This window comes from Streptomyces aurantiacus JA 4570, from assembly GCF_000414115.1.
Lineage (GTDB): Bacteria > Actinomycetota > Actinomycetes > Streptomycetales > Streptomycetaceae > Streptomyces > Streptomyces aurantiacus_A.
On the sequence record NZ_AOPZ01000027.1, the window covers coordinates 1 to 12,670 of the forward strand.

Below are 12,670 nucleotides of genomic sequence, written 5' to 3' on the forward strand. Positions count from 1 at the left end.
CCGCGCCCCTTCGGGGCCCGGGTCTGTCCGCGGCTCCCCGCGCGTCACCGGGCCAGCAGCATTTGCTGGAGCTCCCGTGCCGCCCGTGGTGGGGCCACGTCGCTGCGGTGGGCGAGGGCGATGGTGCGGCGCAGTTTGGGGCGTGACAGCGGGGTCATGCGGAGGCCGCTGCCGGCGCGCTCGGCGACCATGCGGGGGACGACGGCGACGCCCAGGCCCGCGCGGACGAAGCCGAGCACGGCGTCCATCTCGCCGCCCTCGACGGCGAATTCGGGCTCGAAGCCCTCCGCGCGGCAGGCGGCGACCGTGAGCTCGCGCAGGTCGTAGCCGTGCCGGAACATCACAAGGCGCTCGCCCTGGAGGTCGGCGACGCGTGCGGACGCGCCGAGGCCGGGCGCGTCCGGTGACGACACCACGACCAGATCCTCGCGCAGCAGCTCCACCGTCGTCAGGGCGGGCGACGGCGTCGGCAGCGGCAGCACCACCAGGGCCAGGTCCAGGGCCCCGCGCGCGAGCTCGCGGACCAGGTCGTGGCTGCCGCCCTCCTCGATCAGGAGCTGGATGCCGGGGTGCCGGTCGTGGAAGTCGCGCAGGACCTGCGGCAGCAGACCCGTGCAGACGCTCGGCGTCGCCCCGAGCCGCACCCGGCCCCGGCGCAGCTGCGCCAGCTCCTGCACCTCGATGCGCGCGGTGTCGGCGTCGGCGAGGATGCGGCGCGCCAGCGGAAGCAGCGCCTCGCCCGCGTCGGTGAGCGCGATGTTCCCGCGCGCCCGGCTGAACAGCTCGGCGCCCAGCTCCTTCTCCAGGGCACGCACCTGCTGCGACAGCGACGGCTGCGAGACGTGCACCTGCTCGGCGGCCCGGGTGAAGTGGCGGGTCTCGGCGACCGCGACGAAGTACAGAAGCTGCTGGAACTGCATGCGGACCACGATACGACAGTCATAGGCAAGTCCTATGGAGATGAGCGGGACCATCTCTTGGACTGATCGGGACCTTCGGCCGTAGCGTTCGTGACATGGCTCTGGCAACGCGGACCGACCGACGGCCGTCCCTCCCGCGCACGGTGTGGGACTCCACCGTCGGCAAGAAGACCGTGATGGCGGTGAGCGGCCTGATCATGCTGCTCTACCTGGTCGCCCACATGATCGGAAACCTGAAGATCTTCTTCGGGCCCGGCGACTTCAACCACTACGCGCACTGGCTGCGCACCCTCGGCGAGCCCGTGATGCGCTGGGAGTGGACCCTGTGGGTCGTGCGCGTCGGACTCGTCGCCGCCGTCGTCGCGCACGCCGTGTCCGCGTACCAGCTCAGCCGCCGCGACATCAAGGCACGCCCCAGCAAGTACGTCCACAAGAAGCCGCGCGCCAGCTACGCGACCCGCACCATGCGCTGGGGCGGCATCATCCTGGGCCTGTTCATCGTCTGGCACATCCTGGACCTGACCACGGGCACCGTGCACCCGGGCACGTACGAGCACCTGCACCCGTACCAGAACGTGATCGACACCTTCTCCACCTGGTACGGCAACGTCATCTACATCACGGCCGTGGTGGCCCTCGGCTTCCACGTCCGGCACGGCTTCTGGAGCGCCGCCCAGACCCTCGGCGTGGGCAACGCGTCCCGCGACCGCTTCCTGAAGACCTGCGCCAACGGCCTCGCGCTGCTGCTGACCGTGGGCTTCGTCTCCGTACCCGTCGGTGTCATGACCGGAGTGGTGAGCTGACCGATGAATTCCTATGCCGAGTACACCACCGGCGAGCCCGTCGTCGACGCCAAGGCGCCCGAGGGTCCCATCGCCGAGCGCTGGGACACCCGCCGCTTCGAGGCCAAGCTGGTCAACCCCGCCAACCGCCGCAAGCACACCGTGATCGTCGTCGGCACCGGCCTCGCGGGCGGCTCCGCGGGCGCCACGCTCGCCGAACAGGGCTACCACGTCGTGCAGTTCTGCTACCAGGACTCGCCGCGCCGCGCCCACTCCATCGCCGCGCAGGGCGGCATCAACGCCGCGAAGAACTACCGCAACGACGGCGACTCCATCCACCGCCTGTTCTACGACACGGTCAAGGGCGGCGACTTCCGCGCCCGCGAGTCCAACGTGCACCGCCTCGCGCAGATCTCCGTCGAGATCATCGATCAGTGCGTCGCCCAGGGCGTGCCGTTCGCCCGCGAGTACGGCGGCCTGCTCGACACCCGCTCCTTCGGCGGCGTGCAGGTCTCGCGTACGTTCTACGCGCGCGGCCAGACGGGACAGCAGCTGCTCCTCGGCGCGTACCAGGCGCTTTCGAGGCAGATCGCCGCGGGCAACGTCGAGATGCACCCGCGTACGGAGATGCTGGACGTCATCGTCGTGGACGGCCGGGCGCGCGGCATCGTCGCCCGCGACCTCGTCACCGGCAGGATCGACACGTACTTCGCGGACGCCGTCGTCCTCGCGTCCGGCGGCTACGGCAACGTCTTCTACCTGTCGACGAACGCCATGAACTCCAACGCGACGGCCGTGTGGCGGGCCCACCGCCGCGGCGCCTACTTCGCCAACCCCTGCTTCACGCAGATCCACCCCACCTGCATCCCGCGCACCGGCGACCACCAGTCCAAGCTCACGCTGATGAGCGAGTCGCTGCGCAACGACGGCCGCATCTGGGTGCCCAAGGCCAAGGGCGACACCCGCCCGGCGAACGAGATTCCCGAGGACGAGCGCGACTACTACCTGGAGCGCATCTACCCGTCCTTCGGCAACCTCGTGCCCCGCGACATCGCCTCGCGTGCCGCGAAGAACGTCTGCGACGAGGGCAGGGGAGTGGGCCCCGGCGGCCAGGGCGTGTACCTGGACTTCGCGGACGCGATTCTGCGCATGGGCCGCAAGGCGGTGGAGGCCAAGTACGGCAACCTCTTCGACATGTACCAGCGGATCACCGACGAGGATCCGTACGAGGTGCCGATGCGGATCTACCCGGCCGTGCACTACACGATGGGCGGCCTGTGGGTCGACTACGACCTCCAGACCACCGTGCCCGGCCTGTTCGCGATCGGTGAGGCCAACTTCTCCGACCACGGCGCGAACCGCCTCGGCGCCTCCGCCCTGATGCAGGGCCTCGCCGACGGCTACTTCGTGCTGCCCTCGACCATCAACGACTACCTGGCGCGCAACCCGCACAAGGACGAGGTGGACGCCGAACACCCGGCCGTCCAGGAGGTCCTGTCGGAGACCGAGGACCGTCTGAACCTCCTCCTCGCCGTCGACGGCGACCGCACCCCCGACTCCTTCCACCGCGAACTCGGCGAGCTGATGTGGGAGTTCTGCGGCATGGCCCGCACGGAGACCGGACTGCGCAAGGCCCTGGAGCGCATCCCGCAGATCCGCGAGGAGTTCTGGCGCCGCATCAAGGTGCCCGGCACCGGCGAGGAGTTCAACCAGTCGCTGGAGAAGGCCAACCGCATCGTCGACTACCTGGAGCTCGCCGAGCTGATGTGCCTCGACGCGCTGCACCGCGCCGAGTCCTGCGGCGGTCACTTCCGCGAGGAGTCCCAGACCCCCGACGGCGAGGCCGCCCGCGTCGACGAGGACTTCTCGTACGCCGCCGCCTGGGAGTTCACCGCGACCGGCGACGCCCCGGTGCTCCACAAGGAAGACCTGACCTTCGAGTACGTCCACCCCACTCAGCGGAGCTACGCATGAAGCTCACCCTGCGCGTCTGGCGCCAGAAGAACGCCGACGCCGACGGCGCGATGTCCACGTACGAGGTGGACAACATCTCCTCCGACATGTCCTTCCTGGAGATGCTCGACACCCTCAACGAAGAGCTCATCGTCAAGGGTGAGGAGCCGGTCGCCTTCGACCACGACTGCCGCGAGGGCATCTGCGGCGCGTGCTCGCTAGTCATCAACGGCGACGCGCACGGCCCCGAGCGCACCACGACCTGCCAGTTGCACATGCGGTCCTTCAAGGACGGCGACACCATCGACATCGAGCCGTGGCGGGCGGCCGCCTTCCCGGTCATCAAGGACCTGGTCGTCGACCGCTCCGCCTTCGACCGCATCATCCAGTCCGGCGGCTACATCAGCGCCCCCACCGGCTCGGCCCCGGAGGCGCACGCGACCGCCGTGCCCAAGCCGGACGCGGACTTCGCCTTCGAGCACGCCGAATGCATCGGCTGCGGCGCCTGCGTCGCGGCCTGCCCCAACGGCTCGGCGATGCTGTTCACCTCCGCCAAGGTCAACCACCTCAACGTGCTGCCGCAGGGCGCCCCGGAGCGCGAGACCCGCGTCCTCGACATGGTCGCCCAGATGGACACGGAGGGCTTCGGCGGCTGCACCCTCACCGGCGAGTGCGCGACGGCCTGCCCGAAGGGCATCCCGCTGCCGTCGATCGCGGCGATGAACAAGGAGTGGCTGCGGGCGACGCGCAAGGTGAGCCGCTAGCGGCCCGGCCTCAGGGCCTGTCTTTGAAGTCGGCCCCGTACACCGTCCGGTAGTCCGGAACGACCACACGCGAGCGCGGACTCGCACGACGGACCTCGGCGGCGAACGCGTCGAGGTCCGTCCCGCTGTCGGCGACCGGCCCCTCGCTCAGCGGCCGCTCGAAGTCGTCCCAGTGCACCGGCACGACCACGCCGGGCCGGCCGAGCGCGTCGAGCAGCCGCGGCACGTACTGGTACGTCGCCCTGCTCGACGCCACCGCCACCATCGCGATGTCGGGCGCGAGCCCCCGGAAGGCCCGCTCGTCGAAGTTGCTCGCCCCCATGAACAGCGCCGAAGGGCCGCCCGCCGGCGTCACCTTGAAGGACAGGGTGTCCCCTTCCGGCAGGTCGGCCACCGTCTTCGGGGCCGCGGCCGGCGGGGCGTGCAGGGTGCCGGGCGCGAAGTAGGAGTACTTGGCGTTGCGGCTGTGCAGCGAGGCGGCGACCTCGACGACGTACCCGCCGAAGTCGAGCACCTCCCCGCCCTTGACCACCGAGATCTGCCCGCCGTCCACCCCGAGGGCCCGCAGCAGGTGATACGTCGTCTCCGTGCCGACGACCCGCGCCCCCGTCGAACGGGCCAGGTAGGGAACGTCGTTGAAGTGATCCCAGTGGCTGTGGGTGACGAGGACGACCTCGGGCCTCCCCGCGTGCCGCCGCACCAGCGCCTCGTCCGTACGCAGCGGCGTCGCGGCGTCGAAGCGGCCGCTGAAGAGGCCGGTGGGGAAGCGCGTGACGTATGGATCGACGAGCACGGTCTTCTTCGGCCCGGTCCCCGCACCCACGTCGATCCGCCAGCCCGAGGTGCCGAGCCAGCGGTACGAGGCGGCGGCGCCGTGGGCGGGACGCCGGCCGCTGTCGGCGGACGCGGCGGCGGGTATCAGGGGCGCGGCCGCGCCGAGGGCGGCACCGCGCAGCAGAACGCGGCGGCCGGGGCTGGTGGGTCTCCCGTGAGTGTCCATGACGGCAGCGAAGCAGGTGACGCGCCATCATGTCCAAGAGCGAATGGGTCGCGGATCGATACGAGTTCAGCTATCACCGCAGGCTACGGAGGGAGAGCGGCAGCTGAACGCACCGCCTCCTCGGGCCGGTTGACGGCGAGGAGGCGGTGCGAGCATCCGCGTACTAGTTGTCGCAGCTGCCTGAGCCGAGGACACCGAGGCCGCAAAGGAGGTTGAGGCCAATGCCGGTGGCGCCGTCGTGGTTGCCGGGGTCGGGGTCGTTGGCGGAGGCGGCGCTGGAGCTCCCCAGAACGGCGGCGGCGGCCAGGGCGACGGTCACGATTGCGGTTCGGATACGCATGGGCCCTCCAAAGGGTTGCGGGCTTGGTCGTGATCCACGTTGCCCCAGGAGCCCCACTCTCACGACACGTGGGATGCAAACGGGTGACCAGCGCGTCCGGGGAACGCCCCGGGGCTACCGCCCCAACGCCCGTGCCAGGTACGGCCCCGTCCGGCTCCCGGCGACCCCGGCCACGTCGGCCGGGGCTCCCGCGGCCACCACGCGCCCTCCGGCCGCACCGCCCCCGGGCCCCAGGTCCACCACCCAGTCCGCCCCGCCCACCACGGCCATGTCGTGCTCGACGACCACCACGGAGTGCCCGGCGTCGACCAACTCGTGCAACCGCCCCACCAGTACCTCCACATCCGCGGGATGCAGCCCCGCGGTGGGCTCGTCGAGGAGGTAGAGGGTGTGCCCCCGCCGCACCCGCTGCAGCTCACTGGCCAGCTTGATCCGCTGCGCCTCCCCGCCGGAGAGCTCCGTCGCGGGCTGCCCGAGCCGCAGATAGCCGAGACCGACGTCGAGGAGGGTGCGCAGGCTGCGCAGCACGGCGGGGGTCTCGGCGAAGAAGCCGGCGGCGGCCTCGACGGTGAGGTCGAGGACCTGCGCGATGGTCAGTCCGCCGTGGGTGACCTGGAGGGTCTCGGGGTTGTAGCGGGCGCCCCCGCAGTCCGGGCACGGGGCGTACGTACTGGGCAGGAAGAGCAGCTCGACGCTCACGAACCCCTCGCCCTGGCACGTCTCGCAGCGCCCGCCCGCCACGTTGAAGGAGAAGCGGCCCACGCCGTAGCCGCGCGCCCGGGCCTCGTCCGTGTCGGCGAAGACCTTGCGTACGACGTCGAAGAGGCCGGTGTACGTGGCGAGGTTGGAGCGCGGGGTGCGGCCGATCGGCTTCTGGTCCACGCACACGAGGCGGTCCACGCCTGCCGTCTCCTCCGTGATCTCGCCGATCAGGGTGGACTTGCCCGACCCTGAGACCCCCGTCACCGCCGTGAACACACCCAGCGGGAACTCCGCCGTCACGTCCCGCAGGTTGTGCCGCGACACCGGCCCGACCTTCAACCAGCCGCTCGGCGTGCGGACCTGACGTACCGTCATGGGTTTCCGGTCGAACAGGAAGCGGGCCGTCGCCGATTCCGGCACCGCCTCGAGATCGGCCACTGGACCGCTGTGCAGCACCCGCCCGCCGTGCTCGCCCGCCATCGGCCCCACGTCGACCAGCCAGTCCGCGTGCCGCATCACGTCCAGATGGTGCTCGACCACGAACACCGAGTTGCCCGCCGCCTTGAGCCGGTCCAGGACGGTGAGCAGCGACTCGGTGTCGGCGGGATGCAGTCCGGCCGACGGTTCGTCCAGGACGTACACGACGCCGAAGAGGCCCGAGCGCAACTGCGTGGCCAGACGCAGGCGTTGCAGCTCGCCCGCCGAGAGGGTGGGAGTGGCCCGGTCGGGCGAGAGATAGCCGAGGCCCAGCTCGGTGATCGTGCCGATGCGGGCGAGGAGGTCGGCGGTGAGGACTTCGGCCGTCTCCGCGCCGGCCGCGCCCGAGCCCGAACCCGCCGCCTCCTCAAGGGACTTGGCGAGCTCGGACAGCGGCAGCGCGGACAGCTCCGCGATGGTGCGGCCCGCGAACGTGACCGCCATCGCCTCCGGCCGCAACCGGCTGCCGCCGCAGGCCGGGCACGGCTCACTGGCCAGGAAGCGCTCGGCCTTCGCGCGCAGCGTCTGGCTCTTGGAGTCGGCGAACGTCTTCATCACATAGCGCCGCGCGCTCATGTACGTGCCCTGGTACGGGCGTTGGATGCGGCCCGCCTCGCGCACGGGGTGCACGGTGACGACCGGCTGCTCGTCGGTGAACAGGATCCAGTCGCGGTCGGCCTGCGGCAGCTCGCGCCACGGGCGGTCCACGTCGTGGCCGAGAGTGTCGAGCACGTCGCGCAGGTTCTTGCCCTGCCAGGCGCCGGGCCAGGCGGCGATCGCGCCCTCGCGGATGGACAGCGAGGGGTCGGGTACGAGCAGTTCCTCCGTCGTGCGGTGCACCTTGCCGAGGCCGTGGCACTCCGGGCAGGCCCCGGCCGCCGTGTTCGGTGAGAACGCGTCGGAGTCGAGCCGTTCCGCGCCCTCCGGATAGTCGCCCGCACGGGAGAAGAGCATCCGCAGCGAGTTGGAGAGCGTCGTGACCGTGCCCACCGACGAGCGGGACGTGGGCGCCGCGCGCCGCTGCTGGAGCGAGACCGCGGGCGGCAGCCCCGTGATCTCCCCGACCTTCGGCGCGCCCACCTGGTGGATCAGGCGGCGCGCGTACGGCGCGACCGACTCGAAGTAGCGCCGCTGCGCCTCCGCGTAGATCGTCCCGAAGGCCAGCGAGGACTTCCCGGAGCCGGAGACCCCGGTGAAGACGGCGATGACATCGCGCGGAACGTCCACGTCGACCCCGCGCAGATTGTGCTCGCGGGCACCCCGGACCCGTACGAAAGGATCGTGGTCGTGGGCGGGGCGGCGGCTGGGCATGGGGCGGGCTCCGTACGCGGATCGGGGGCAAACCCCACGATTCTAGGCCCGGGGCGGTTCCGCACCCCGCAGGCCCGCCACTCGTGCGAGGCGCCGGAAGGAGTCGCGGAGGGCCTCGCGGTCGTACGTGCTCGTCGTCACGAGAACCTCCTGCGCGTCGCTCTCCTTGAGCAGCGTCTCCAGCTCGGCGGCGACCTGCTCCTCGGTGCCGTGGAGGTGTCCGCGGAGCCCGGACTCGTAGAAACCGCGCTCCTTGTCCGTCATGGCGCCGGTCGCCGCGAGCTCTTCGACGCGCTCGGCGGGCGGCAGCGGCGGGAAGGTGCCGTGGGTGCGGGAGTAGGCCATCGACCAGGCTTCGGGTATGAGCAGCCGACGGGCCGCCTCCTCGGAGTCCGCGACGGCGATGGTGCCGGAGACGACCACGTACGGCTCGTCCGACCAGGCGGAGGGCCGGAACGCGGCGCGGTAGCGCTCGATGGCGGCGAGCATCTTGTCGCGGCCCCGGATGTCGCCGACGACCATCGGAAGCCCCGCCTCCGCCGCGATCCGGGCTCCCTCGCCGATGGCCAGGACGTACGGAGGGACGCTCAGGCCCTCGGCCGGGCGCGCGTGCACACCCGTGTCCGACGTGCCGCGGAACCAGCCGAGCAGCTCGGTCAGGTGCGCGGCGAAGTCGTCCGCGTCGTGCTTGTCGCGGCCCAGCGCCCTGCGCACGCCGTCCGTGAACCCGACGGAACGCCCGAGCCCCATGTCGATCCGCCCCGGGAACAGCGCTTCGAGCACCCCGAACTGCTCGGCCACCACCAGCGGCTGATGGTTCGGCAGCATCACGCCGCCCGTGCCCACCCGGATCGTCCGCGTGGCCGCGGCGACCGCCGCCGCGAGCACCGTCGGCGCCGAACCGGCGACGCCGGGCACGCCGTGGTGCTCGGACACCCAGAGCCGGTGATAGCCGAGCGCCTCCAGCTCCTGGGCGAGGGCGACGGTGTCCCGCAGGGCCTGCGTGCCGTCGTGTCCCTCGCGGGTGCGGGAGCGATCGAGCACGGAGAACCGCACGCCTTCGGCACGGGCACCCGGCGTCCGCGGGGCGTCGCTCTGCTGTTGACCGTGCACGGCTGCTCCGGGGGAGTGGGGTCCGGCTGTCACCCGGCTGATCTCCTGCGCTGCTTCCATGATCCGCCAGGCCGGTGGCGCGGGCAAAGTGATTCTGCTCTCCGCGCTGTTCCGCGCCGGTCAGGCCACCGCCTCGGGAGGTACGGGTGCGGGCAGCCGGTCCAGGATGTCGAAGCTCAGGCGCAGCCATGGATGGTGGAGCAGCTGGAGGGTCGTGGGGCGGGTGCAGATCAGGCGCAGGCGTCCGTGGCGGCCGCTGGTCCGGTCCTGGACGCGGTTCAGGAGGTGGACGCCGGCGCCGTCCATGAAATCGACCGGCTCCAGGTCGATGAGCAGGTCGATACCGCCGGTGTGCGTGAGTTCGTCGAGGCAGCCGGTGATTCCGGGGGCCGTGGCGATGTCGATTTCGCCGCAGAGGACGACCAGGACGCCGTCTCCGTGGGGGCGGACTTCCTTGACGCAGGCCACTGCAAGGGGCGAGGCCATGGTGACCCTCTTCTCCGTAGGCACGTCTCCGTGGGACTGGATGCCAACGAGATCTGGGTCGGCGTTTCAAGGACACGATAGTGAGAGGTGCCGGTTTACAGACGGGTTGTGCCGACATGCTGCGGGCGTCATGGCCCTGCTGCTAGGCGGCCCGGCCGGAGGGCGACACGGGCAACAGGCCGGGGCCGTGACAGGATCGGCCCATGTCTACCAACATCTTCTTCGACATCACCATCGACGGCGACGCCGCGGGGCGGATCGTCTTCAAGCTGTACGACGACGTCGTTCCCAGGACGACGCGGAACTTCCGTGAGCTGGCCACCGGTCAGCACGGCTACGGATACGAGGGCTCGGGCTTCCACCGGGTCATCCCGGACTTCATGCTCCAGGGCGGCGACTTCACCCGGGGCGACGGCACCGGCGGCAAGAGCATCTACGGCGGGAAGTTCGCCGACGAGAACTTCGAGCTCAAGCACGACAAGCCGTTCCTGCTGTCCATGGCCAACTCCGGCAAGGACTCCAACGGCTCGCAGTTCTTCATCACCACGGTGCTCACGCCGTGGCTGGACGGCAAGCACGTGGTCTTCGGCGAGGTCGTCGAGGGCCAGGACCTGGTCACGAAGATCGAATCCCTGGGCTCGCACTCCGGCGCGACCCGGGCGAAGATCGTGATCGCTTCCTCGGGCGTCGTGGGGGAGTAACACCCCCCCACCCCGGGCGGCGGGGCCGGCTCGACGTACTGTTCCGGCCGCGCACCCGCCCGTCACGGACTGGAAGATCCACAAGGCTTGAGCCTGATCTCCGCGGCACCTGGGCCCGACTGCCACTGGCAGTCGGGCCCTTTCGGCGCCCGGCAAGAGCATGGATCCCCGTGTGAGAGGCGGCTTCGCCGGCGGCGTGGACTTGTCGAATATCGATATGCTCCTCTAGTCTTGGGCATATCGAAAATCGATAGGACGGATGCGGTGAACACACGACTCACGAGGGCCCTGTCCTCGGTCGCCTTCGCGCTGGCGGTGCTCTGCGGGCTCGCTTTCCTCGGCACGGCGGTCACGCACATGCTCGACGACGGGGCGGTCTGCGTGGAGACAGGCTTCTGGGCCAATGCCTCACTGCCGGACGACCTGCCGATCGGCGCGGGCGTGGAGGCGTCCAGCAGCGCCACGCGCCTGTGCCAGGACAGTCCCTCCGTGGGGCAGCGCGCCGCCGACCTCGGGGGCCAACTGCCCTGGCTGCTGTTCGCCTCCCTCGCGCTGCTGCTCTTCCACCGGCTGCTGAAAGCAGTGCTGCTGCAGGGGCCGTTCACCGACGCGGTCGCGCAACGCCTCTCTGTACTGGGCTGGTTCGTCGCCGCGGGCACGCCGCTGGCCGGACTCGTCGTCGGCTGGTCGCAGTCCTGGCTCAGCGCGAGCATGGCACCGGTCATCGGTTCCGGGCCGACGGTCACCGGGCCGCAGGCCCTCGTCCTCGCCGGACTCGCCGCTGTGATCATGGGGAAGATCATGCGCGAGGGCGTGCGCATGCGAGAGGACCTCGAAGGGACGATCTGATGCCCGGATCCGAAGGGACCGTTTGATGCCCGGACTCGAAGGGACGGCCTGATGCCCGGACTCGAAGGGGCGGCCTGATGCCCGAAGAGGAACTCCACGCGATCCGGATCCACCTCGACCGGCTCCTCGCCGAGCGCGGCATGACGCTCACCGAACTGTCCGCCCGGGTGGACATCACCGTGGTCAACCTGTCCGTACTCAAGAACGGGCGGGCCAAGGCCATCCGCTTCTCGACCCTGTCGAGGATCTGCGAGGTCCTCCAGTGCCAGCCGGGAGACCTGATCACCCACGACCCCGCCGAGCCGGACTAACCGGCCACCCGCTGCGGGCCGGGTCCGTCAGCTGCGCCACCACGGCTCGCGCACGGCAAGGGTTCCCGTGTTGCCGCAGGCCAGGCCGTTGACCACCTCGTGGGCCTCCAAATCCCAGCCCACGACTCCGTTGCCCTTGCGGCCCAGCTCGATCAGGCGGGCACGCTCGGCGCCGTGGCCGGAGTCCACGGTGCACTGGAGCACCGGTGACCAGGACCGGCCGTCGAGAGCGCCCACCAAGGCGGTGACGGGCAGCACGATCCCGGCCAGCACACCTGTGACCCACCGCTCGCCCGCGGCGACGCGGTCCTGCCAAGTTGCTCGCGGTCGGCTGACGACGCGCCGCGTCCGGTAGCGGAAGGTGACTCCCTGACGCAGGGCCAGGCTGACGGCGCCGGTGGCCAGCCCCCACCAGGGTCCGAAGAACACGGCGATGAGCACGGCCGTGGCCAGGGGATTGACCGCGATGCGCAGGACGGACCACGCGACGGCCCTCCAACCGGGGCCGTGGGGTGAGTCGGTGTCGTCGCCGTGCTGTGAGGCGGTGTCGCGCCCGTGCGGTGAGGCGGCGCTTCGGGCCGCGAAGTAGGCGTACACCATGCGAGAAGCGATCACCGCCAGTACGGCGGCGAGGGGGGCGTTGGTGAGCACCATGCCGATGAGGATGTCGGGCCAGTCGGCCGGTCCGAGGGCGGTGAGCACTTCCCAGGTGGCCTCGCCGCCGCCGACGTCCCAGGCGACCTTGCCGACGGGGACGGCCAGGACGACCGCGGTCAGCATCTTGCGGCCCGGGCCGCCGTGCCGGTCGCCGGACGCCGCGCTCCGATCTGTGTCACTGGATGCGTCTGTCGCGCGCGTCACTCTTCGTACCTCGCTGCACGGATCGGGGTGGCCGGGTGCCGGATTCAGGCATTCCCTGATCCGGCGACCGCGGCTACCCGCCGATCGGCTGAGTGGCGTC

General features: G+C 70.9%; 13 protein-coding genes. 6 read left to right on the forward strand and 7 right to left on the reverse strand.

The window, feature by feature from the left end:
• Positions 1–44: 44 nt before the first annotated feature.
• Positions 45–920 carry a LysR family transcriptional regulator gene (locus STRAU_RS03690; protein WP_063890319.1) on the reverse strand — a complete coding sequence of 292 codons (876 nt, stop codon included), beginning with the start codon at positions 918–920 and terminating at the stop codon, positions 45–47.
• Between the two features lie 95 nt (positions 921–1,015).
• On the opposite strand from STRAU_RS03690, the gene STRAU_RS03695 reads away from it, so the two are divergent.
• The 3 genes from STRAU_RS03695 to STRAU_RS03705 are packed head-to-tail and all read left to right on the forward strand — an operon-like array spanning position 1,016 to position 4,419.
• Positions 1,016–1,723 (forward strand): succinate dehydrogenase, encoded by a 708-nt coding sequence (locus STRAU_RS03695; RefSeq protein WP_052028937.1) that lies wholly within the window; start codon positions 1,016–1,018, stop codon positions 1,721–1,723.
• 3 nt (positions 1,724–1,726) lie between these two features.
• A complete protein-coding gene (locus STRAU_RS03700; RefSeq protein ID WP_016638891.1) occupies positions 1,727–3,676 on the forward strand; it encodes a fumarate reductase/succinate dehydrogenase flavoprotein subunit in 1,950 nt (649 codons plus the stop codon).
• Entirely contained in the window at positions 3,673–4,419 is a 747-nt protein-coding gene (locus STRAU_RS03705) for a succinate dehydrogenase/fumarate reductase iron-sulfur subunit (RefSeq protein WP_016638892.1), read from the forward strand. The genes STRAU_RS03700 and STRAU_RS03705 overlap by 4 nt, the downstream gene beginning before the upstream one ends.
• Before the next feature lie 10 nt (positions 4,420–4,429).
• On the opposite strand, the gene STRAU_RS03710 is transcribed toward STRAU_RS03705, so the two are convergent.
• The 5 genes from STRAU_RS03710 to STRAU_RS03725 all read right to left on the reverse strand — a co-directional run bounded on the left by STRAU_RS03710 (position 4,430) and on the right by STRAU_RS03725 (position 9,872).
• Positions 4,430–5,419, reverse strand: a complete 990-nt coding sequence (locus tag STRAU_RS03710) for an MBL fold metallo-hydrolase (protein WP_016638893.1) — start codon at positions 5,417–5,419, stop codon at positions 4,430–4,432.
• 163 nt (positions 5,420–5,582) lie between these two features.
• The gene (locus STRAU_RS42210; protein ID WP_158692005.1) at positions 5,583–5,759 is read right to left on the reverse strand and encodes a hypothetical protein; all 177 of its coding nucleotides are present in this window, start codon (positions 5,757–5,759) and stop codon (positions 5,583–5,585) included.
• Positions 5,760–5,873: 114 nt separating this feature from the next.
• The gene (locus STRAU_RS03715; protein WP_016638895.1) at positions 5,874–8,249 is read right to left on the reverse strand and encodes an ATP-binding cassette domain-containing protein; all 2,376 of its coding nucleotides are present in this window, start codon (positions 8,247–8,249) and stop codon (positions 5,874–5,876) included.
• 42 nt (positions 8,250–8,291) lie between these two features.
• The gene (locus STRAU_RS03720) at positions 8,292–9,449 is read right to left on the reverse strand and encodes an LLM class flavin-dependent oxidoreductase (RefSeq protein WP_016638896.1); all 1,158 of its coding nucleotides are present in this window, start codon (positions 9,447–9,449) and stop codon (positions 8,292–8,294) included.
• 33 nt (positions 9,450–9,482) lie between these two features.
• Positions 9,483–9,872 carry an STAS domain-containing protein gene (locus STRAU_RS03725; protein WP_259299812.1) on the reverse strand — a complete coding sequence of 130 codons (390 nt, stop codon included), beginning with the start codon at positions 9,870–9,872 and terminating at the stop codon, positions 9,483–9,485.
• A gap of 179 nt (positions 9,873–10,051) precedes the next feature.
• Between STRAU_RS03725 and STRAU_RS03730 the strand changes: the two genes are divergently transcribed.
• From STRAU_RS03730 to STRAU_RS03740, 3 genes are all read left to right on the forward strand, one after another.
• Entirely contained in the window at positions 10,052–10,549 is a 498-nt protein-coding gene (locus tag STRAU_RS03730) for a peptidylprolyl isomerase (RefSeq protein ID WP_016638899.1), read from the forward strand.
• 264 nt (positions 10,550–10,813) lie between these two features.
• On the forward strand, positions 10,814–11,398 hold the full coding sequence (locus STRAU_RS03735; RefSeq protein WP_016638900.1) for a DUF2975 domain-containing protein: 585 nt from the start codon (positions 10,814–10,816) through the stop codon (positions 11,396–11,398).
• Positions 11,399–11,475: 77 nt separating this feature from the next.
• Positions 11,476–11,709 carry a helix-turn-helix domain-containing protein gene (locus STRAU_RS03740; protein WP_016638901.1) on the forward strand — a complete coding sequence of 78 codons (234 nt, stop codon included), beginning with the start codon at positions 11,476–11,478 and terminating at the stop codon, positions 11,707–11,709.
• Between the two features lie 27 nt (positions 11,710–11,736).
• Here STRAU_RS03740 and STRAU_RS03745 read toward each other — a convergent pair whose 3' ends face one another.
• Complete coding sequence (locus tag STRAU_RS03745; protein ID WP_037657363.1) at positions 11,737–12,570, reverse strand: hypothetical protein; 834 nt, start codon at positions 12,568–12,570, stop codon at positions 11,737–11,739.
• Positions 12,571–12,670: the final 100 nt, after the last annotated feature.

What these genes read in the sequence shown, in the direction of transcription:
- STRAU_RS03740 (WP_016638901.1), top strand. Translation starts at nt 11,476, where the DNA reads ATGCCCGAAGAGGAACTCCACGCGATCCGGATCCACCTCGACCGGCTC.
- STRAU_RS03730 (WP_016638899.1), top strand. Translation starts at nt 10,052, where the DNA reads ATGTCTACCAACATCTTCTTCGACATCACCATCGACGGCGACGCCGCG.
- STRAU_RS03695 (WP_052028937.1), top strand. Translation starts at nt 1,016, where the DNA reads ATGGCTCTGGCAACGCGGACCGACCGACGGCCGTCCCTCCCGCGCACG.
- STRAU_RS42210 (WP_158692005.1), bottom strand. Translation starts at nt 5,759, where the DNA reads ATGCGTATCCGAACCGCAATCGTGACCGTCGCCCTGGCCGCCGCCGCC.
- STRAU_RS03715 (WP_016638895.1), bottom strand. Translation starts at nt 8,249, where the DNA reads ATGCCCAGCCGCCGCCCCGCCCACGACCACGATCCTTTCGTACGGGTC.
- STRAU_RS03705 (WP_016638892.1), top strand. Translation starts at nt 3,673, where the DNA reads ATGAAGCTCACCCTGCGCGTCTGGCGCCAGAAGAACGCCGACGCCGAC.
- STRAU_RS03700 (WP_016638891.1), top strand. Translation starts at nt 1,727, where the DNA reads ATGAATTCCTATGCCGAGTACACCACCGGCGAGCCCGTCGTCGACGCC.
- STRAU_RS03690 (WP_063890319.1), bottom strand. Translation starts at nt 920, where the DNA reads ATGCAGTTCCAGCAGCTTCTGTACTTCGTCGCGGTCGCCGAGACCCGC.
- STRAU_RS03710 (WP_016638893.1), bottom strand. Translation starts at nt 5,419, where the DNA reads ATGGACACTCACGGGAGACCCACCAGCCCCGGCCGCCGCGTTCTGCTG.